Origin of the sequence: Escherichia sp. KTE114, from assembly GCF_000407765.1 — a bacterium.
GTDB lineage: Bacteria > Pseudomonadota > Gammaproteobacteria > Enterobacterales > Enterobacteriaceae > Escherichia > Escherichia ruysiae.
Window position 1 is genome coordinate 1,895,342 of the sequence record NZ_KE136626.1, and the last position, 19,680, is coordinate 1,915,021.

Annotated in this window: 18 protein-coding genes, 1 pseudogene and 1 other annotated feature (1 of these 20 running past the window's edge); of the genes and pseudogenes, 12 read left to right on the forward strand and 7 right to left on the reverse strand. The window is 51.0% G+C overall.

The genetic code is table 11. The annotated features are described in order from the left end of the window. Positions 1 to 49 (forward strand) — a sequence feature (Thr leader region) (it extends 71 nt beyond the left edge of the window). 25 nt (positions 50 to 74) lie between these two features. The 4 genes from thrA to WC5_RS11800 all read left to right on the forward strand — a co-directional run bounded on the left by thrA (position 75) and on the right by WC5_RS11800 (position 5,295). Continuing rightward, the gene (gene thrA / locus WC5_RS11815) at positions 75 to 2,537 is read left to right on the forward strand and encodes a bifunctional aspartate kinase/homoserine dehydrogenase I (RefSeq protein ID WP_001264717.1); all 2,463 of its coding nucleotides are present in this window, start codon (positions 75 to 77) and stop codon (positions 2,535 to 2,537) included. Between the two features lies 1 nt (position 2,538). Next, entirely contained in the window at positions 2,539 to 3,471 is a 933-nt protein-coding gene (thrB, locus tag WC5_RS11810) for a homoserine kinase (protein WP_016231571.1), read from the forward strand. Then, entirely contained in the window at positions 3,472 to 4,758 is a 1,287-nt protein-coding gene (gene thrC / locus WC5_RS11805) for a threonine synthase (protein ID WP_000781036.1), read from the forward strand. A gap of 222 nt (positions 4,759 to 4,980) precedes the next feature. After that, positions 4,981 to 5,295, forward strand: a complete 315-nt coding sequence (locus tag WC5_RS11800; RefSeq protein WP_194309646.1) for a DUF2502 domain-containing protein — start codon at positions 4,981 to 4,983, stop codon at positions 5,293 to 5,295. A gap of 163 nt (positions 5,296 to 5,458) precedes the next feature. On the opposite strand, the gene yaaA is transcribed toward WC5_RS11800, so the two are convergent. Both yaaA and WC5_RS11790 read right to left on the reverse strand, forming a co-directional pair. Continuing rightward, positions 5,459 to 6,235: a peroxide stress protein YaaA gene (gene yaaA, locus WC5_RS11795; RefSeq protein WP_000906165.1), complete on the reverse strand. Its 777-nt coding sequence runs from the start codon at positions 6,233 to 6,235 to the stop codon at positions 5,459 to 5,461. Positions 6,236 to 6,304: 69 nt separating this feature from the next. Beyond that, positions 6,305 to 7,735, reverse strand: a complete 1,431-nt coding sequence (locus WC5_RS11790; RefSeq protein ID WP_001112544.1) for an alanine/glycine:cation symporter family protein — start codon at positions 7,733 to 7,735, stop codon at positions 6,305 to 6,307. 279 nt (positions 7,736 to 8,014) lie between these two features. Here WC5_RS11790 and tal point away from each other — a divergent pair, with 279 nt between their 5' ends. After that, a complete protein-coding gene (gene tal, locus WC5_RS11785) occupies positions 8,015 to 8,968 on the forward strand; it encodes a transaldolase (RefSeq protein WP_000130187.1) in 954 nt (317 codons plus the stop codon). Positions 8,969 to 9,082: 114 nt separating this feature from the next. Next, complete coding sequence (gene mog, locus WC5_RS11780) at positions 9,083 to 9,670, forward strand: molybdopterin adenylyltransferase (protein WP_001094685.1); 588 nt, start codon at positions 9,083 to 9,085, stop codon at positions 9,668 to 9,670. A 33-nt stretch (positions 9,671 to 9,703) separates the two neighbouring features. Here mog and satP read toward each other — a convergent pair whose 3' ends face one another. The 3 genes from satP to WC5_RS11765 form a co-directional block, all read right to left on the reverse strand. Beyond that, positions 9,704 to 10,270, reverse strand: a complete 567-nt coding sequence (satP, locus tag WC5_RS11775; protein ID WP_000528538.1) for an acetate uptake transporter — start codon at positions 10,268 to 10,270, stop codon at positions 9,704 to 9,706. Positions 10,271 to 10,418: 148 nt separating this feature from the next. Continuing rightward, positions 10,419 to 11,132: an acidic protein MsyB gene (gene msyB / locus WC5_RS11770; RefSeq protein WP_001102346.1), complete on the reverse strand. Its 714-nt coding sequence runs from the start codon at positions 11,130 to 11,132 to the stop codon at positions 10,419 to 10,421. Between the two features lie 26 nt (positions 11,133 to 11,158). Beyond that, positions 11,159 to 11,563 carry a DUF2541 family protein gene (locus WC5_RS11765; protein WP_000835565.1) on the reverse strand — a complete coding sequence of 135 codons (405 nt, stop codon included), beginning with the start codon at positions 11,561 to 11,563 and terminating at the stop codon, positions 11,159 to 11,161. A gap of 375 nt (positions 11,564 to 11,938) precedes the next feature. On the opposite strand from WC5_RS11765, the gene dnaK reads away from it, so the two are divergent. Both dnaK and dnaJ read left to right on the forward strand, forming a co-directional pair. Next, positions 11,939 to 13,855: a molecular chaperone DnaK gene (gene dnaK / locus WC5_RS11760; RefSeq protein ID WP_000516135.1), complete on the forward strand. Its 1,917-nt coding sequence runs from the start codon at positions 11,939 to 11,941 to the stop codon at positions 13,853 to 13,855. An 88-nt stretch (positions 13,856 to 13,943) separates the two neighbouring features. Then, the gene (gene dnaJ / locus WC5_RS11755; RefSeq protein WP_001118464.1) at positions 13,944 to 15,074 is read left to right on the forward strand and encodes a molecular chaperone DnaJ; all 1,131 of its coding nucleotides are present in this window, start codon (positions 13,944 to 13,946) and stop codon (positions 15,072 to 15,074) included. A gap of 104 nt (positions 15,075 to 15,178) precedes the next feature. On the opposite strand, the gene mokC is transcribed toward dnaJ, so the two are convergent. After that, complete coding sequence (gene mokC, locus WC5_RS0122215) at positions 15,179 to 15,331, reverse strand: type I toxin-antitoxin system toxin MokC (protein WP_000809168.1); 153 nt, start codon at positions 15,329 to 15,331, stop codon at positions 15,179 to 15,181. 584 nt (positions 15,332 to 15,915) lie between these two features. Here mokC and nhaA point away from each other — a divergent pair. Further along, entirely contained in the window at positions 15,916 to 17,082 is a 1,167-nt protein-coding gene (gene nhaA, locus WC5_RS11750) for a Na+/H+ antiporter NhaA (RefSeq protein ID WP_000681376.1), read from the forward strand. A 59-nt stretch (positions 17,083 to 17,141) separates the two neighbouring features. Continuing rightward, the gene (gene nhaR / locus WC5_RS11745; RefSeq protein WP_000062880.1) at positions 17,142 to 18,047 is read left to right on the forward strand and encodes a transcriptional activator NhaR; all 906 of its coding nucleotides are present in this window, start codon (positions 17,142 to 17,144) and stop codon (positions 18,045 to 18,047) included. A gap of 95 nt (positions 18,048 to 18,142) precedes the next feature. Here nhaR and rpsT read toward each other — a convergent pair whose 3' ends face one another. After that, a complete protein-coding gene (gene rpsT, locus WC5_RS11740) occupies positions 18,143 to 18,406 on the reverse strand; it encodes a 30S ribosomal protein S20 (RefSeq protein WP_001274019.1) in 264 nt (87 codons plus the stop codon). Positions 18,407 to 18,508: 102 nt separating this feature from the next. On the opposite strand from rpsT, the pseudogene WC5_RS25285 reads away from it, so the two are divergent. Further along, positions 18,509 to 18,726: pseudogene (locus WC5_RS25285) on the forward strand (DUF2575 domain-containing protein). Between the two features lie 7 nt (positions 18,727 to 18,733). Next, a complete protein-coding gene (gene ribF / locus WC5_RS11735) occupies positions 18,734 to 19,675 on the forward strand; it encodes a bifunctional riboflavin kinase/FAD synthetase (RefSeq protein ID WP_000767340.1) in 942 nt (313 codons plus the stop codon). Positions 19,676 to 19,680: the final 5 nt, after the last annotated feature.

Below are 19,680 nucleotides of genomic sequence, written 5' to 3' on the forward strand. Positions count from 1 at the left end.
CAGGAAACACAGAAAAAAGCCCGCACCTGACAGTGCGGGCTTTTTTTTCGACCAAAGGTAACGAGGTAACAACCATGCGAGTGTTGAAGTTCGGCGGTACATCAGTGGCAAATGCAGAACGTTTTCTGCGGGTTGCCGATATTCTGGAAAGCAATGCCAGGCAGGGGCAGGTGGCTACAGTCCTCTCTGCTCCCGCCAAAATAACCAACCATCTGGTGGCGATGATTGAAAAAACGATTAGCGGCCAGGATGCTTTGCCTAATATCAGCGATGCCGAACGTATTTTTGCCGAACTTCTGACGGGACTCGCCGCCGCCCAGCCGGGTTTTCCGCTGGCGCAACTGAAAACTTTCGTCGATCAAGAATTTGCCCAAATCAAACATGTTCTGCATGGTATCAGCCTGTTGGGACAGTGCCCGGACAGCATCAACGCTGCGTTGATCTGCCGTGGTGAAAAAATGTCGATCGCCATTATGGCCGGTGTACTGGAAGCGCGCGGTCACAACGTTACCGTTATCGATCCAGTCGAAAAACTGCTGGCTGTCGGTCACTACCTCGAATCTACCGTCGATATTGCTGAATCCACCCGCCGTATTGCTGCAAGCCGCATTCCGGCTGACCACATGGTGCTGATGGCAGGCTTCACCGCCGGTAATGAAAAAGGCGAACTGGTGGTGCTGGGACGCAATGGTTCCGACTACTCCGCTGCGGTGCTGGCTGCCTGTTTACGTGCCGATTGTTGCGAAATCTGGACGGACGTCGATGGGGTCTATACCTGCGACCCGCGTCAGGTGCCCGATGCGAGGTTGTTAAAGTCGATGTCCTATCAGGAAGCGATGGAGCTTTCCTATTTCGGCGCTAAAGTTCTTCACCCCCGCACCATTACCCCCATCGCTCAGTTCCAGATCCCTTGCCTGATTAAAAACACCGGAAATCCACAAGCGCCAGGGACGCTCATTGGTGCCAGCCGTGATGAAGATGAATTACCGGTCAAGGGTATTTCCAATCTGAATAACATGGCGATGTTCAGCGTTTCTGGTCCCGGAATGAAAGGGATGGTCGGCATGGCGGCGCGCGTCTTTGCAGCAATGTCACGCGCCCGCATTTCAGTGGTGCTGATTACGCAATCGTCTTCCGAATACAGCATCAGTTTCTGCGTTCCACAAAGCGACTGTGTGCGAGCTGAACGGGCAATGCAGGAAGAGTTCTATCTTGAACTGAAAGAAGGCTTACTGGAGCCGCTGGCAGTGACAGAACGGCTGGCTATTATCTCGGTGGTGGGCGATGGTATGCGCACGCTGCGTGGGATCTCGGCGAAATTCTTTGCCGCGCTGGCTCGCGCTAATATCAACATTGTCGCCATTGCCCAAGGGTCTTCTGAACGTTCAATCTCCGTGGTGGTAAATAACGATGATGCGACCACTGGTGTGCGCGTTACCCACCAGATGCTGTTCAATACCGATCAGGTTATCGAAGTGTTTGTGATTGGTGTCGGTGGCGTTGGAGGTGCGCTGCTGGAGCAACTGAAGCGTCAGCAAAGCTGGCTGAAGAGTAAACATATTGATTTACGAGTCTGTGGCGTTGCCAACTCGAAGGCGTTGCTGACCAATGTGCATGGTCTTAACCTGGAAAACTGGCAGGAAGAACTGGCGCAAGCTAAAGAGCCGTTCAACCTTGGGCGCTTAATTCGCCTGGTGAAAGAATATCATCTGCTGAATCCGGTTATTGTTGACTGCACCTCCAGCCAGGCGGTGGCGGATCAATATGCCGACTTCCTCCGCGAAGGTTTCCACGTGGTGACTCCGAACAAAAAGGCCAACACCTCGTCGATGGATTATTACCACCAGTTGCGTTACGCGGCGGAAAAGTCGCGGCGTAAATTCCTCTATGACACCAACGTCGGTGCGGGATTACCGGTCATTGAGAATCTGCAAAACCTGCTCAACGCAGGTGATGAGTTGATGAAGTTCTCCGGCATTCTTTCAGGTTCGCTTTCTTATATCTTCGGCAAGTTAGACGAAGGCATGAGTTTCTCCGAGGCGACCACGCTGGCGCGGGAAATGGGCTATACCGAGCCGGATCCGCGTGATGATCTTTCTGGTATGGATGTGGCGCGCAAACTGTTGATTCTCGCCCGTGAAACTGGACGTGAACTGGAATTAGCGGATATTGAGATCGAACCTGTGCTGCCCGCAGAGTTTAACGCAGAGGGTGATGTTGCAGCTTTTATGGCGAATCTGTCACAGCTCGACGATCTCTTTGCCGCACGCGTGGCGAAGGCTCGTGATGAGGGCAAAGTTTTGCGTTATGTTGGCAATATTGATGACGATGGCGTCTGCCGCGTGAAAATTGCTGAAGTGGATGGTAACGATCCGCTGTTCAAAGTGAAAAATGGCGAAAATGCCCTGGCCTTCTATAGCCACTATTATCAGCCGCTGCCGTTGGTTCTGCGCGGATATGGGGCGGGCAATGACGTTACGGCTGCCGGTGTCTTTGCCGATTTGCTACGCACCCTCTCATGGAAGTTAGGAGTCTGACATGGTTAAAGTTTATGCTCCGGCTTCCAGTGCCAATATGAGCGTTGGGTTTGATGTGCTCGGCGCGGCGGTAACGCCTGTTGATGGCGAGTTGCTTGGGGATGTGGTGACGGTTGATGCGGCAGAGACATTCAGTCTCAACAACCTTGGGCGGTTTGCCGACAAGCTACCGTCAGAGCCACGAGAAAATATCGTTTATCAGTGCTGGGAGCGTTTTTGCCAGGAATTGGGCAAGCAAATTCCAGTGGCGATGACCCTGGAAAAGAATATGCCGATCGGTTCTGGCTTAGGTTCCAGCGCCTGTTCGGTGGTCGCGGCACTGGTAGCGATGAATGAACACTGCGGCAAGCCGCTCAATGATACCCGCTTACTGGCCTTGATGGGCGAGCTGGAAGGGCGTATCTCTGGCAGCATTCATTACGACAACGTGGCACCATGCTTTCTTGGTGGTATGCAGTTGATGATCGAAGAAAACGGCATCATCAGTCAGCAGGTGCCGGGGTTTGATGAATGGCTGTGGGTGCTGGCATATCCGGGGATTAAAGTCTCGACAGCAGAAGCACGAGCGATATTACCGGCGCAGTATCGCCGCCAGGATTGCATTGCGCACGGGCGACATCTGGCAGGCTTCATTCACGCCTGCTATTCCCGTCAGCCTGAGCTTGCCGCGAAGCTGATGAAAGATGTTATCGCTGAACCCTACCGTGAACGGTTACTGCCTGGCTTCCGGCAGGCGCGGCAGGCGGTTGCGGAAATCGGCGCGGTAGCGAGCGGTATCTCTGGCTCCGGTCCGACCTTGTTCGCTTTGTGTGACAAGCCGGATACCGCCCAGCGCGTTGCCGACTGGTTGGGTAAGAACTATCTGCAAAATCAGGAAGGTTTTGTTCATATTTGCCGGCTGGATACGGCGGGCGCACGAGTACTGGAAAAATAAATGAAACTCTACAATCTGAAAGATCACAACGAGCAGGTCAGCTTTGCGCAAGCCGTAACGCAGGGGTTGGGCAAAAATCAGGGGCTGTTTTTTCCGCACGACCTACCGGAATTTAGTCTGACCGAAATTGATGAGATGCTGAAGCTGGATTTTGTCACTCGCAGCGCGAAGATCCTCTCAGCGTTTATTGGTGATGAGATCCCGCAGGACGTACTGGAAGAGCGCGTGCGCGCGGCGTTTGCCTTTCCGGCTCCGGTTGCCAAAGTTGAAAGCGATGTCGGTTGTCTGGAACTGTTCCACGGGCCAACGCTGGCATTTAAAGATTTCGGCGGTCGCTTTATGGCGCAAATGCTGACCCACATAGCGGGCGATAAGCCAGTGACCATTCTGACTGCAACCTCCGGCGATACCGGGGCGGCAGTGGCTCACGCTTTCTACGGTTTACCGAATGTAAAAGTGGTTATCCTCTATCCACGCGGCAAAATCAGTCCCCTGCAAGAAAAGCTGTTCTGTACGCTGGGTGGCAATATTGAAACCGTTGCCATCGACGGCGATTTCGATGCCTGTCAGGCTCTGGTGAAGCAGGCGTTTGATGATGAAGAACTGAAAGTGGCGCTGGGGTTAAACTCCGCTAACTCCATTAACATCAGCCGATTGCTGGCACAAATTTGCTACTACTTTGAAGCTGTGGCGCAGTTGCCGCAGGAAGCGCGCAACCAGCTGGTTGTCTCGGTGCCGAGCGGTAACTTCGGCGATTTGACGGCAGGCCTGCTGGCGAAATCTCTCGGTCTGCCGGTGAAGCGTTTTATCGCTGCCACTAACGTGAACGATACAGTGCCGCGTTTCCTGCACGACGGGCAGTGGTCGCCAAAAGCCACCCAGGCGACGTTATCCAATGCGATGGATGTTAGCCAGCCGAATAACTGGCCGCGTGTGGAAGAGTTGTTCCGCCGGAAAGTCTGGCAACTGAAAGAGCTGGGTTATGCAGCGGTGGATGATGAAACCACGCAACAGACGATGCGCGAGTTAAAAGAGCTGGGCTATACCTCAGAACCGCACGCTGCTGTGGCTTACCGTGCGCTGCGTGACCAGTTGCATCCAGGCGAATATGGTCTGTTCCTCGGCACCGCACATCCGGCGAAGTTTAAAGAGAGTGTGGAAGCGATTCTCGGTGAATCGCTGGCGCTGCCAAAAGAGCTGGCAGAACGAGCTGAATTACCGCTGCTTTCTCATAATCTGCCCGCCGATTTCGCCGCGTTGCGCAAGCTGATGATGAATCATAAGTAGTATCCATTAATTTCCTGAAAATGGCCGGACTTGCGTTTATGCAGTTCGGCTTTTTTATGGAGAAAACATGAGAAAAATCGACAGAAAAAAAGGAGAAATTTTCAATAAATGCGGTAACTTAGCTCTTTCAATTGTAGAGAATGACAACGGGGATTCTTTTACCGTAAGCTCCTGATATCGGCCCATAACTGGCAATGATAAAAGGAGTCACCTGTGAAAAAGATGCAACCTATCCTACTCGCACTTTCCCTGATTCTGGTCGCTCCTATGGCAGCGCAGGCTGGGGAAATAATGCTAGTACCATCAGTGACATTACAGATTGGCGATCGCGACCACCGTGGTTACTACTGGGATGGCGGTTACTGGCGTGACCGTGACTGGTGGTATCGAAATTATGAATGGCGAGACAATCGCTGGCACCCACACGGATCGCCGCGTCATAATTGGTATAATGATCATCGAAATGATCACCGTGGAGATCATCGACACGATCACGGCGGCGATCATCGTCCAGGTCCGGACAGTCACCATCGGTAAATATAAATGCCGGATGACCTCCGGCATTTGAGACTGATGACAAACGCCAAATTGCCTGATGCGCTACGCTTATCAGGCCTACGTGATCTCTACAATATATTGAATCTACATGTTTTGTAGACCGGATAAGGCGTTTACGCCGCATCCGGCATTTACCACAAACTTAACGCAGTTCGTAGCGTTTAAACACCAGTTCGCCATTGCTGGAGCTGGCTTCATCGAAGAAGTAACCTTCACTATTAAAACCAGTCAGTTGCTCTGGTTTGGTCAGGCGATTTTCAATAATAAAACGACTCATCAGGCCACGCGCTTTCTTAGCGTAGAAGCTAATAACCTTAAACTTACCGTTCTTCTCATCGAGGAACACCGGCTTGATAATCTCAGCATTCAGTTTCTTCGGTTTCACTGATTTAAAATACTCATCTGACGCCAGATTAATCACTACCTGATCGCCTTGCGCTTCGAGCGCCTCGTTCAGCTTGTTGGTGATCACATCACCCCAGAATTGGTACAGATCTTTGCCTCGGGCGTTTTCAAGACGGATACCCATCTCCAGACGATATGGCTGCATTAAATCGAGCGGGCGCAATACGCCATACAAACCGGAAAGCATACGCAAATGCTGCTGGGCAAAAGCGAAATCGTCTTCACTGAAGGTTTCGGCCTGTAAACCGGTGTAGACATCGCCTTTGAACGCCAGAATCGCCTGTCGGGCATTTTCTGGCGTGAAATCTGGCTGCCAGTCATGAAAGCGAGCGGCGTTGATACCCGCCAGTTTGTCGCTGATGCGCATCAGCGTGCTAATCTGCGGGGGCGTCAGCTTCCGCGCTTCGTGAATAAGCTGCTGTGATTGATCTAACAGCTCCGGCAACGTATAGCGCGTGGTAGCCAACGGGCTTTGATAATCAAGCGTTTTCGCAGGTGAAATCAGAATCAGCATATCCAGTCCTTGCAGGAAATTTACAGCGACTGTAGCAAAAAAAGCGGATGAATTGATCGATAGTTGTGATTAGTCCCGCGAAACATCATCCCACGTATCAGGCGCGAGTTGCTGGTCGATATCCGGGTAGCGCAGTGGATCAAACACCGGACGCACACCAAGTTTACGCTGGCGAAGATAATCACTGGCAATGGTATGCACTACCGGAGAGAGCAGCAAAATAGCGGTCAGATTAGTGATCGCCATACATGCCATAATAATATCAGCCAGTTGCCACATCATGGGTAGGCTAAGTAGCGTGCCACCAATCACGGTGGTAAAGATGCAGATACGCAGGCACCAGATCGCTTTGGGGCTGTTCAGGCGTAAAAAGAAAAGATTATTTTCTGCATAAATGTAATTGGCGACGATGGAGCTGAAGGCAAACAGAATTACCACTATTGTGACAAACTCTGCCCCCCAGGAACCCATTAGTGCTCGCATCGCTTTCTGGAGAAGTTGTATACCCTCCAGCGGCATATAGGTTGTACCGTTTCCGGCCAGTAATATCAGCATGGCGCTCGCCGTGCAGATGACCAGGGTGTCGATGAAAATGCCAATCATCTGGACAATGCCTTGCGCAGCCGGATGCGGCGGCCAGGATGCCGCTGCCGCCGCTGCGTTTGGTGTCGAACCCATTCCCGCCTCATTAGAAAACATACTGCGCTGAAAGCCGTTTGTAACCGCCTGACTCAGGGTGTAGCCCGCCGCGCCGCCTGCCGCTTCCTGCCAGCCAAAGGCGCTTTCAAAAATAGACCAAATGACGTGAGGAAGTTGCTCGATATTCATCGCACAAATGACCAGACTGGCGAGTACCCAGATTAATGCCATCGCGGGGACAAACCATTGCATCAGTCGGGCTACGCCATGAATACCGTGGGTTATCGCCAACAGGGTAAAGACGGCGAGAATGATGCCAGTTACTAATGGTGGAACATCAAACGCAAAATTCATCGCGCGGGCAACGGCGTTTGCCTGAACACCGCTGAAAATCAATCCGTAGGCAATGAGCAAAAAGATAGCGAATAGCACGCCCATCCAGCGCATCCCCAATCCACGCGCCATATACCATGCTGGACCACCGCGAAACTGCCCATTAGCGTCACGTTCTTTATAAAGCTGGGCAAGGGAACATTCTGCAAAAGAGGTCGCCATGCCGATAAACGCGGCAATCCACATCCAGAAGATGGCACCTGGCCCTCCGGCAGTAATGGCCAACGCAACGCCTGCGAGGTTACCGCTGCCGACGCGCGCGGCAAGACTGGTGCACAGTGACTGAAAAGAGGTTAAGCCACCCGGTTGGGGATGAACGCTATTTTTGAGACTTTTGCCAAACTGGCGAATATAGCGAAACTGAACGAATCCGGTGCGAAAAGTGAACCAGCAACCTGCGCCGAAGAGCAGGTAAATCATCACTGATCCCCATAGAACATTGTTAATAAAAGAGAAAAAATCAGGCATTCGTATCCCTCTTGTCGCCGGCACGCGGTTACATTCCTGTGTAAACGTTACCAATTGATTAAGAATTATATACGATGTGCATTGGTAGATAACGCTTGGGTAGCATACTCGAGTTTTTGTTTAAAAATGGCGAGCGATATCAACGCAGTGTCAGAAAACCTAAACAGTCTCGCCTGGCTATAACCCTCTCGTCTGCGGTTGCGCTGTCGTTGCGTCGTGATATCATCAGGGCAGACCGGTTACATCCCCCTAACAAGCTGTTTAAAGAGAAATACTATCATGACGGACAAATTGACCTCCCTTCGTCAGTACACCACTGTAGTGGCCGACACTGGGGACATCGCGGCAATGAAGCTGTATCAACCGCAGGATGCCACAACCAACCCTTCTCTCATTCTTAATGCAGCGCAGATTCCGGAATACCGCAAGTTGATTGATGATGCTGTCGCATGGGCGAAACAGCAGAGCAACGATCGCGCACAGCAAATCGTGGACGCGACTGACAAACTGGCCGTAAACATTGGTCTGGAAATCCTGAAACTGGTTCCTGGCCGTATCTCCACTGAAGTTGATGCGCGTCTTTCTTATGACACTGAAGCGTCAATTGCGAAAGCAAAACGCCTGATCAAACTCTACAACGATGCGGGCATCAGCAACGATCGTATTCTGATCAAACTGGCGTCTACCTGGCAGGGTATCCGTGCTGCTGAACAGCTGGAAAAAGAAGGTATCAACTGTAACCTGACTCTGCTGTTCTCCTTCGCTCAGGCGCGTGCTTGTGCGGAAGCGGGTGTGTTCCTGATCTCTCCGTTCGTTGGTCGTATTCTGGATTGGTACAAAGCCAATACCGATAAGAAAGAGTACGCTCCGGCAGAAGATCCGGGCGTGGTATCTGTATCGGAAATCTACCAGTACTACAAAGAGCACGGTTATGAAACCGTGGTTATGGGCGCAAGCTTCCGTAACATCGGCGAAATTCTGGAACTGGCAGGCTGCGACCGTCTGACCATTGCACCGGCACTGCTGAAAGAGCTGGCTGAGAGCGAAGGGGCTATCGAACGTAAACTGTCTTACACCGGCGAAGTGAAAGCGCGTCCGGCGCGTATCACCGAGTCCGAGTTCCTGTGGCAGCACAACCAGGATCCAATGGCAGTAGATAAACTGGCGGAAGGTATCCGTAAGTTTGCTGTTGACCAGGAAAAACTGGAAAAAATGATCGGCGATCTGCTGTAATCATTCTTAGCGTGACCGGGAAGTCGGTCACGCTACCTCTTCTGAAGCCTGTCTGTCACTCCCTTCGCAGTGTATCATTCTGTTTAACGAGACTGTTTAAACGGAAAAATCTTGATGAATACTTTACGTATCGGCTTAGTTTCCATCTCTGATCGCGCGTCCAGCGGCGTTTATCAGGATAAAGGCATCCCTGCACTGGAAGAATGGCTGACATCAGCACTGACAACGCCATTTGAGCTGGAAACCCGCTTAATCCCTGATGAGCAGGCGATCATTGAACAAACCCTGTGTGAGCTGGTGGATGAAATGAGTTGCCATCTGGTACTCACTACGGGAGGGACTGGGCCGGCGCGCCGTGACGTGACGCCTGATGCAACGCTGGCAGTAGCTGACCGCGAGATGCCGGGCTTTGGTGAACAGATGCGCCAGATTAGCCTGCATTTTGTGCCGACGGCGATCCTTTCGCGCCAGGTGGGCGTGATTCGTAAACAGGCACTGATCCTTAACTTACCCGGTCAGCCGAAGTCTATTAAAGAGACGCTGGAAGGTGTGAAGGACGCTGAGGGTAACGTTGTGGTGCACGGTATTTTTGCCAGCGTACCGTACTGCATTCAGTTGCTGGAAGGGCCATACGTTGAAACGGCACCAGAAGTGGTTGCTGCATTCAGACCGAAGAGTGCAAGACGCGAAGTGAGCGAATAAAAAAATCCCCCCGAACGGGGGGATCTCAAACAATTAGTGGGATTCACCAATCGGCAGAACGGTGCGACCAAACTGCTCGTTCAGCACTTCACCCATCGCCAGATAGATTGCGCTGGCACCGCAAATCAGGCCAATCCAGCCTGCGAAATGGATGATTGCAGCGTTACCGGCAATATTACCGATAGCCAGCAGGGCAAACAGCACGGTCAGGCTGAAGAAAACGAATTGCAGAACGCGTGCGCCTTTCAGCGTGCCGAAGAACATAAACAGCGTAAACACGCCCCACAGACCCAGGTAGACACCAAGGAACTGCGCATTTGGCGCATCGGTCAGACCCAGTTTCGGCATCAGCAGAATCGCAACCAGCGTCAGCCAGAAAGAACCGTAAGAGGTAAAGGCGGTTAAACCGAAAGTATTGCCTTTTTTGTACTCCAGCAGACCGGCAAAAATTTGCGCGATGCCGCCGTAGAAGATGCCCATAGCAAGAATAATACCGTCCAGGGCGAAATAACCCACGTTGTGCAGGTTAAGCAGAATGGTGGTCATGCCGAAGCCCATCAGGCCCAGCGGTGCCGGATTAGCCAACTTAGTGTTGCCCATAATTCCTCAAAAATCATCATCGAATGAATGGTGAAATAATTTCCCTGAATAACTGTAGTGTTTTCAGGGCGCGGCATAATAATCAGCCAGTGGGGCAGTGTCTATGATCTTTTGAGGGGAAAATGAAAATTTTCCCCTGTGTCACGTATCAGACCTGAGTGGCGCTAACCATTCGCCGCAGACAGGCGATTTGTAACACTGCTGGAATTGTCACCCGAAAGGCAGTGCCGCTAACGGCTTTAACCCCATTTAATGCTGCACCCACCGGCCCTCCCAGACCCGCGCCGCGTAGCAGACCATGCCCAAGCACGCTCATCGCAGCGTGGGTACGCAAAATGCGGGTCAGCTGGCTGGAAAGCAGATGCGACACGCCTTTGGCCAGTTGTTTGTCTTTCATCAATAACGGCAGCAGCTCTTCCAGTTCGTTAACCTTTGCGTTGACGGCCTGCAAAAACTCCTTTTTATGCGTCTCGTCCATTTTCTTCCAGGTATTGCGCAGAAAATGTTCGAGTAACTGTTGCTCAATTGCAAAGGTAGACATCTCTTTATCGGCTTTCAGTTTCAGCCGTTTGGAGACATCGAGTAAAATAGCGCGATACCGTTTGCCGTGTCCGCGCAGTTTGTTAGCGATGCTATCGCCGCCAAAATGTTGTAATTCCCCAGCAATTAGCTGCCAGTTGCGGCGATGCTGCTCGGGATGCCCTTCCATCGATTTAAACAGTTCGTTGCGCATTAATACGCTGGACAGGCGGGTTTTGCCTTTTTCATTATGAGTGAGTAAGCGGGTAAAGTTTGCCAGCTGTTCTTCGCTGCAATGCTGTAGAAAATCTAAGTCTGAATCATGTAGATAGTTGACGTTCATGTCATTGTGGCTTCTGTATTAAAAGGTTAGTCGTCGCCGATAATTTTCAGCGTGGCCATATCCGATGAGTTCACCGTATGACCGGAAAAGGTGATTTTTGACACGCAGCGTTTGTTGTCGTTATCGCTGTTAATGTTGATCCAGCCGGTGGTTTGCCCTTCTTTGATTTCAGCCGGAATGTTCAGGCTTTGGCTGGCGCTACGGGCTGCTTTGAAATAAACCGACGCGGCACTTAACTGTAAATCGCCATGATCGGCAGTGAGTTGTATGCGTTTTACAATGCGGCAAACGGGGAGTTTCAACGTCAGATCGTTGGTCTCGTTACGCGGCATGGCAATGACGCCGAGGATTTTATGGTCGTTGGCCTGCGCGGTGCAGCACAGCATCAGGCCGAGCACGAGGCTGGCGGAAATCATAAAAATGGATTTCATTAAGATTCTCTTAGCGGGAAGAGGTAGGGGGATGAATACCCACTAGTTTACTGCTGATAAAGAGAAGATTCAGGCACGTAATATTTTCTTTTTATTACAATTTTTTGATGAATGTCTTGGCTGCGATTCATTCTTTATATGAATAAATTGCTGTCAGTTTCACGTCTTGTCCTGCCATATCGCGAAATTTCTGCGCAAAAGCACAAAAAATTTTTGCATCTCCCCCTTGATGACGTGGGTTACGACCCCATTTAGTAGTCAACCGCAGTGAGTGAGTCTGCAAAAAAATGAAATTGGGCAGTTGAAACCAGACGTTTCGCCCCTATTACAGACTCACAACCACATGATGACCGAATATATAGTGGAGACGTTTAGATGGGTAAAATAATTGGTATCGACCTGGGTACTACCAACTCTTGTGTAGCGATTATGGATGGCACCACTCCTCGCGTGCTGGAGAACGCCGAAGGCGATCGCACCACGCCTTCTATCATTGCCTATACCCAGGATGGTGAAACTCTGGTTGGTCAGCCGGCTAAACGTCAGGCAGTGACGAACCCGCAAAACACCCTGTTTGCGATTAAACGCCTGATTGGCCGCCGCTTCCAGGACGAAGAAGTACAGCGTGATGTTTCCATCATGCCGTTCAAAATTATTGCTGCTGATAACGGCGACGCATGGGTCGAAGTTAAAGGCCAGAAAATGGCACCGCCGCAGATTTCTGCTGAAGTGCTGAAAAAAATGAAGAAAACCGCTGAAGATTACCTGGGTGAACCGGTAACTGAAGCTGTTATCACCGTACCGGCATACTTTAACGATGCTCAGCGTCAGGCAACCAAAGACGCGGGCCGTATCGCTGGTCTGGAAGTAAAACGTATCATCAACGAACCGACCGCAGCTGCGCTGGCTTACGGTCTGGACAAAGGTACTGGCAACCGTACTATCGCGGTTTATGACCTGGGTGGTGGTACTTTCGATATTTCCATTATCGAAATCGACGAAGTTGACGGCGAAAAAACCTTCGAAGTTCTGGCAACCAACGGTGATACTCACCTGGGTGGTGAAGACTTCGACAGCCGTCTGATCAACTACCTGGTTGAAGAATTCAAGAAAGATCAGGGCATTGACCTGCGCAACGATCCGCTGGCAATGCAGCGCCTGAAAGAAGCGGCAGAAAAAGCGAAAATCGAACTGTCTTCCGCTCAGCAGACCGACGTTAACCTGCCGTACATCACTGCAGACGCGACCGGTCCGAAACACATGAACATCAAAGTGACTCGTGCGAAACTGGAAAGCCTGGTCGAAGACCTGGTGAACCGTTCCATTGAGCCGCTGAAAGTTGCTCTGCAGGACGCTGGCCTGTCCGTATCTGATATCGACGATGTTATCCTCGTTGGTGGTCAGACTCGTATGCCAATGGTTCAGAAGAAAGTTGCTGAGTTCTTTGGTAAAGAGCCGCGTAAAGACGTTAACCCGGACGAAGCTGTGGCAATCGGTGCTGCCGTTCAGGGTGGTGTACTGACTGGCGACGTGAAAGACGTACTGCTGCTGGACGTTACCCCGCTGTCTCTGGGTATCGAAACCATGGGTGGTGTGATGACGACGCTGATCGCGAAAAACACCACTATCCCGACCAAGCACAGTCAGGTGTTCTCTACCGCTGAAGACAACCAGTCTGCGGTAACCATCCACGTGCTGCAGGGTGAACGTAAACGTGCGGCTGATAACAAATCTCTGGGTCAGTTCAACCTGGATGGTATCAACCCGGCTCCGCGCGGTATGCCGCAGATCGAAGTTACCTTCGATATCGATGCTGACGGTATCCTGCACGTTTCCGCAAAAGACAAAAACAGCGGTAAAGAGCAGAAGATCACCATCAAGGCTTCTTCTGGTCTGAACGAAGATGAAATCCAGAAAATGGTACGCGACGCGGAAGCTAACGCCGAAGCAGACCGTAAGTTTGAAGAGCTGGTACAGACTCGCAACCAGGGCGACCATCTGCTGCACAGCACCCGTAAGCAGGTTGAAGAAGCTGGCGACAAACTGCCGGCTGACGACAAAACTGCTATCGAGTCTGCGCTGACTGCACTGGAAACTGCTCTGAAAGGTGAAGACAAAGCCGCTATCGAAGCGAAAATGCAGGAACTGGCACAGGTTTCCCAGAAACTGATGGAAATCGCCCAGCAGCAACATGCACAGCAGCAGACTGCCGGTGCTGATGCTTCTGCAAACAACGCGAAAGATGACGATGTTGTCGACGCCGAGTTTGAAGAAGTCAAAGACAAAAAATAATCGCCCTATAAACGGGTAATTATACTGACACGGGCGAAGGGGATTTTCCTCTCCGCCCGTGCATTCATCTAGGGGCAAATCAAAAAAAATGGCTAAGCAAGATTATTACGAGATTTTAGGCGTTTCCAAAACAGCGGAAGAGCGTGAAATCAAAAAGGCCTATAAACGCCTGGCCATGAAATATCACCCGGACCGTAACCAGGGTGACAAAGAGGCCGAGGCGAAATTTAAAGAGATCAAGGAAGCTTATGAAGTTCTGACCGACTCGCAAAAACGCGCGGCATATGATCAGTACGGTCATGCGGCGTTTGAGCAAGGCGGCATGGGCGGCGGCGGTTTTGGCGGCGGCGCAGACTTCAGCGATATTTTTGGTGACGTTTTCGGCGATATTTTTGGCGGCGGACGTGGTCGTCAACGTGCGGCGCGTGGTGCTGATTTACGCTATAACATGGAGCTCACCCTCGAAGAAGCTGTACGTGGCGTGACCAAAGAGATCCGCATTCCGACTCTGGAAGAGTGTGACGTTTGCCACGGTAGCGGTGCAAAACCAGGTACGCAGCCGCAGACCTGTCCGACCTGTCATGGTTCTGGTCAGGTGCAGATGCGCCAGGGCTTCTTCGCTGTACAGCAGACCTGTCCGCACTGTCAGGGGCGCGGTACGCTTATCAAAGATCCGTGCAACAAATGCCATGGTCATGGTCGTGTTGAGCGTAGCAAAACGCTGTCCGTTAAAATCCCGGCAGGGGTGGATACTGGAGACCGCATCCGTCTTGCGGGCGAAGGTGAAGCAGGCGAACATGGCGCACCGGCAGGCGATCTGTACGTTCAGGTTCAGGTTAAACAGCACCCGATTTTCGAACGTGAAGGCAACAACCTGTATTGCGAAGTACCGATCAACTTCGCAATGGCGGCGTTGGGCGGTGAAATCGAAGTGCCGACCCTTGATGGTCGCGTAAAACTGAAAGTGCCAGGCGAAACGCAGACCGGTAAGTTGTTCCGTATGCGCGGTAAAGGCGTCAAGTCTGTTCGCGGCGGTGCACAGGGCGATTTGCTGTGCCGTGTTGTCGTCGAAACACCGGTAGGTCTGAACGAGAAGCAGAAACAGCTGCTGCAAGAGCTGCAAGAAAGCTTCGGTGGCCCAACCGGCGAACACAATAGCCCGCGCTCAAAGAGCTTCTTTGATGGCGTGAAGAAGTTTTTTGACGACCTGACTCGCTAATTTACCCTGGCCTGCCCGTGGGCAGGCCAGGGTAAAAAAAATAGGGTGCGTTGAAGATATGCGGGCACCTGTAAAGTAGCGGGGATCGCTCCCCGCCGTTGCTCTTACTCGGATTCGTAAGCCGTGAAAACAGCAACCTCCGTCTGGCCAGTTCGGATGTGAACCTCACAGAGGTCTTTTCTCGTTACCAGCGCCGCCACTACGGCGGTGATACAGATGACGATCAGGGCGACTATCATCGCCTTATGCTGCTTCATTGCTCTCTTCTCCTTGACCTTACGGTCAGTAAGAGGCACTCTACATGTGTTCTGCATATAGGGGGCCTCGGGTTGATGGTAAAATATCACTCGGGGCTTTTCTCTATCTGCCATCTAGCTAATGCCTGAGACAGACAGCCTCAAGCACCCGCCGCTATTATACTGCTCTCTTTAATCCATTCTGTTTTATCGATTCTAATCCTGAAGACGCCTCGCATTTTTATGGCGTAATTTTTAAATGATTCAATTATTTAACGTTGATTTAGCTTTTTATTGCGATTATTGACGATAAATTGGAGATATTTGAAATATCGCCTTAACAAACAGCTCCGGTTTATTGCAAATTAATTATTACTTATTCCGAATAAACCCCTCAGAAATCTTGACATTAAGCTATGATTATCAGGGCTTGAGGTCATCAGCCACCGCTTTCGGGCGCCAAAAACACTCCCTCTGCTGGTGATGCAATCTTCTTTATAGATCGTTAAAAGCGAATTATTCCTACACTATAATCTGATTTTAACGATGATTCGTGCAGAGTAAAATAGTAAAAACGATCTATTCACCTGAAAGAGAAATAAAAAGTGAAACATCTGCATCGATTCTTTAGCAGTGATGCCTCGGGAGGCATTATTCTCATCATTGCCGCTGTTCTGGCGATGATTATGGCCAACAGCGGTGCAACCAGTGGATGGTATCACGACTTTCTTGAGACGCCGGTTCAGCTGCGGGTAGGTTCTCTTGAAATCAATAAAAACATGCTGTTATGGATAAATGACGCGCTAATGGCGATATTTTTCCTGTTAGTTGGTCTGGAAGTTAAACGCGAGCTGATGCAAGGATCGCTGGCCAGTTTACGCCAGGCTGCGTTTCCGGTTATTGCCGCAATCGGCGGGATGATTGTCCCGGCATTGCTCTATTTGGCCTTTAACTACGCCGATCCTATCACTCGTGAAGGGTGGGCAATCCCGGCGGCGACTGATATTGCCTTTGCCCTCGGTGTCCTGGCGTTATTGGGAAGCCGTGTACCGTTAGCACTGAAGATCTTTTTGATGGCACTGGCTATTATCGACGATCTTGGAGCCATCATTATCATCGCCTTGTTTTACACTAATGACTTGTCGATGGCCTCTCTTGGCGTTGCAGCGGTAGCAATTGCGGTGCTCGCGGTGCTGAACATTTGTGGTGTTCGCCGCACGGGCGTTTATATTCTGGTCGGCGTGGTGTTGTGGACTGCAGTGTTGAAATCAGGCGTCCACGCAACGCTGGCAGGCGTCATTGTCGGTTTCTTTATTCCATTGAAAGAGAAGCATGGACGTTCTCCGGCGAAGCGCCTGGAGCATGTATTGCATCCGTGGGTGGCTTATCTGATTTTGCCGCTGTTTGCTTTTGCCAATGCCGGCGTTTCTCTGCAAGGCGTGACGCTGGATGGCCTGACCTCCATCCTGCCATTAGGGATCATCGCCGGTTTGCTGATTGGCAAGCCGTTGGGTATTAGTTTGTTCTGCTGGCTGGCGCTGCGTTTGAAACTGGCGCATTTGCCGGAGGGAACCACTTATCAGCAAATTATGGCGGTTGGTATCCTGTGTGGTATCGGTTTTACTATGTCTATCTTTATCGCCAGCCTGGCCTTTGGTAGCGTAGATCCAGAACTGATTAACTGGGCGAAATTGGGCATTCTGGTTGGCTCAATCTCTTCGGCGGTAATTGGATATAGCTGGTTACGCATTCGCTTACGTCCATCAGTTTGACTGGACGATGTTCCGGGGAGCCATAAATGGCTCCCTTTTCATTCTTATCAGGGAGAGAAATGAGCATGTCTCATATCAATTACAACCACTTGTATTACTTCTGGCATGTCTACAAAGAAGGCTCTGTGGTTGGCGCAGCGGAGGCGCTTTATTTAACACCACAAACCATTACCGGACAGATCCGGGCGCTGGAAGAGCGCCTGCAAGGGAAATTATTTAAGCGTAAAGGACGCGGTCTGGAACCCAGTGAACTGGGGGAACTGGTCTATCGCTATGCCGATAAAATGTTCACGCTAAGCCAGGAAATGCTGGATATCGTCAACTATCGCAAAGAGTCCAACTTATTGTTTGATGTTGGTGTGGCAGATGCCCTTTCCAAACGCCTGGTCAGCAGTGTTCTGGATGCCGCAGTCGTAGAAGACGAGCAGATCCATCTACGCTGTTTCGAATCGACGCACGAGATGCTGTTAGAGCAGTTGAGTCAGCATAAGCTGGATATGATCATCTCTGACTGTCCGATCGACTCCACCCAACAAGAAGGGCTGTTTTCCATGAAAATTGGCGAGTGTGGCGTCAGTTTCTGGTGCACTAACCCGCTGCCGGAAAAGCCGTTTCCTGCCTGTCTGGAAGAGCGTCGTTTACTTATTCCGGGGCGTCGCTCAATGTTGGGACGCAAGCTATTAAACTGGTTTAACTCTCAGGGCTTAAACGTGGAAATTCTGGGGGAGTTTGATGATGCGGCGTTGATGAAAGCCTTTGGGGCGACGCATAACGCTATTTTCGTTGCGCCTTCGCTGTATGCCAATGATTTTTATAATGATAATTCGGTTGTGGAGATAGGGCGAGTTGAGAACGTCATGGAAGAATACCATGCGATTTTTGCCGAAAGGATGATTCAACACCCTGCGGTACAGCGTATTTGCAATGCTGATTACTCTGCGCTGTTTACGCCAGCCGCGAAATAACCATTCGTACTTTGCAGGCTGCAGTTTTGGCCTGCTGGAGACATAAAAAAACCCGCTTACGCGGGTTTTTTTACAAAGCTGACAACAAAAGGCGATTAAGCCAGTTTGTTGATCTGCGCAGTCAGGTTAGCCTTATGACGTGCAGCTTTGTTTTTGTGGATCAGACCTTTAGCAGCCTGACGGTCCACGATCGGTTGCATTTCGTTAAATGCTTTCAGTGCAGCAGCTTTGTCGCCAGCTTCGATAGCTGCGTATACTTTCTTGATGAAAGTACGCATCATAGAGCGACGGCTTGCGTTGTGCTTACGAGCCTTTTCAGACTGAATGGCGCGCTTCTTAGCTGATTTGATATTAGCCAAGGTCCAACTCCCAAATGTGTTCTATATGGACAATTCAAAGGCCGAGGAATATGCCCTTTTAGCCTTCTTTTGTCAATGGATTTGTGCAAATAAGCGCCGTTAATATGGCGGCGCTCGTTACGTAGTGATGGCGCAGGATTCTACCAGCTTGCGTGGTGTGAATACAGCTTTTCCGCGATAAAATTGCAGCAGGTCGTTAGTTTCTTACCGTGATTTGCGCCATGGCAATGAAAAGCCACTTCTTTCTGATTTCAGTACTCAATCGCCGGTTAACCTTGACCGCTGTACAAGGTATACTCGGACGATTTTCACTGTTTTGAGCCAGACATGAAGCTGATACGCGGCATACATAATCTCAGCCAGGCCCCGCAAGAAGGGTGTGTGCTGACTATTGGTAATTTCGACGGCGTGCATCGCGGTCATCGCGCGCTGTTGCAGGGGTTGCAGGAAGAAGGGCGCAAGCGCAACTTACCGGTGATGGTGATGCTTTTTGAGCCTCAACCGCTGGAACTGTTTGCTACCGATAAAGCCCCGGCACGTCTGACCCGACTGCGGGAAAAACTGCGTTACCTCGCAGAGTGCGGCGTGGAGTATGTGCTGTGCGTGCGTTTCGACAGGCGTTTTGCGGCGCTGACGGCGCAAAACTTTATCAGCGATCTACTGGTAAAGCATTTGCGGGTAAAATTTCTGGCTGTTGGTGATGATTTCCGCTTTGGCGCTGGTCGTGAAGGTGATTTCTTGTTATTACAGAAAGCTGGCGCGGAATACGGCTTCGACATCACCAGTACGCAAACTTTTTGCGAAGGCGGCGTGCGTATCAGCAGTACCGCTGTGCGTCAGGCATTGGCAGATGACAACCTTGCTCTGGCGGAAAGTTTATTGGGGCACCCGTTTGCCATCTCCGGGCGCGTTGTCCACGGTGATGAGTTAGGGCGCACCATTGGTTTCCCGACGGCGAATGTACCGCTACGCCGTCAGGTCTCCCCGGTGAAAGGGGTTTATGCGGTGGAAGTGCTGGGCCTCGGTGAAAAGCCGTTACCCGGCGTTGCAAACATCGGCACGCGCCCAACGGTTGCAGGTATCCGCCAGCAGCTGGAAGTGCATTTGTTAGATGTTGTAATGGACCTGTACGGTCGCCATATACAAGTAGTGCTGCGTAAAAAAATACGCAGTGAGCAGCGATTTGCGTCGCTGGACGAACTGAAGGCGCAGATTGCGCGTGATGAATTAACCGCCCGCGAATTTTTTGGGCTAACAAAACCGGCTTAAGCCTG

Excerpts from the sequence above, each read along its gene's own strand:
- dnaJ (WP_001118464.1), top strand. The coding sequence starts at position 13,944 with ATGGCTAAGCAAGATTATTACGAGATTTTAGGCGTTTCCAAAACAGCG.
- ribF (WP_000767340.1), top strand. The coding sequence starts at position 18,734 with ATGAAGCTGATACGCGGCATACATAATCTCAGCCAGGCCCCGCAAGAA.
- satP (WP_000528538.1), bottom strand. The coding sequence starts at position 10,270 with ATGGGCAACACTAAGTTGGCTAATCCGGCACCGCTGGGCCTGATGGGC.
- msyB (WP_001102346.1), bottom strand. The coding sequence starts at position 11,132 with ATGAACGTCAACTATCTACATGATTCAGACTTAGATTTTCTACAGCAT.
- nhaR (WP_000062880.1), top strand. The coding sequence starts at position 17,142 with ATGAGCATGTCTCATATCAATTACAACCACTTGTATTACTTCTGGCAT.
- WC5_RS11765 (WP_000835565.1), bottom strand. The coding sequence starts at position 11,563 with ATGAAATCCATTTTTATGATTTCCGCCAGCCTCGTGCTCGGCCTGATG.
- thrB (WP_016231571.1), top strand. The coding sequence starts at position 2,539 with ATGGTTAAAGTTTATGCTCCGGCTTCCAGTGCCAATATGAGCGTTGGG.
- tal (WP_000130187.1), top strand. The coding sequence starts at position 8,015 with ATGACGGACAAATTGACCTCCCTTCGTCAGTACACCACTGTAGTGGCC.
- dnaK (WP_000516135.1), top strand. The coding sequence starts at position 11,939 with ATGGGTAAAATAATTGGTATCGACCTGGGTACTACCAACTCTTGTGTA.
- mog (WP_001094685.1), top strand. The coding sequence starts at position 9,083 with ATGAATACTTTACGTATCGGCTTAGTTTCCATCTCTGATCGCGCGTCC.
- thrA (WP_001264717.1), top strand. The coding sequence starts at position 75 with ATGCGAGTGTTGAAGTTCGGCGGTACATCAGTGGCAAATGCAGAACGT.
- WC5_RS11800 (WP_194309646.1), top strand. The coding sequence starts at position 4,981 with ATGCAACCTATCCTACTCGCACTTTCCCTGATTCTGGTCGCTCCTATG.
- WC5_RS11790 (WP_001112544.1), bottom strand. The coding sequence starts at position 7,735 with ATGCCTGATTTTTTCTCTTTTATTAACAATGTTCTATGGGGATCAGTG.
- yaaA (WP_000906165.1), bottom strand. The coding sequence starts at position 6,235 with ATGCTGATTCTGATTTCACCTGCGAAAACGCTTGATTATCAAAGCCCG.
- thrC (WP_000781036.1), top strand. The coding sequence starts at position 3,472 with ATGAAACTCTACAATCTGAAAGATCACAACGAGCAGGTCAGCTTTGCG.
- mokC (WP_000809168.1), bottom strand. The coding sequence starts at position 15,331 with ATGAAGCAGCATAAGGCGATGATAGTCGCCCTGATCGTCATCTGTATC.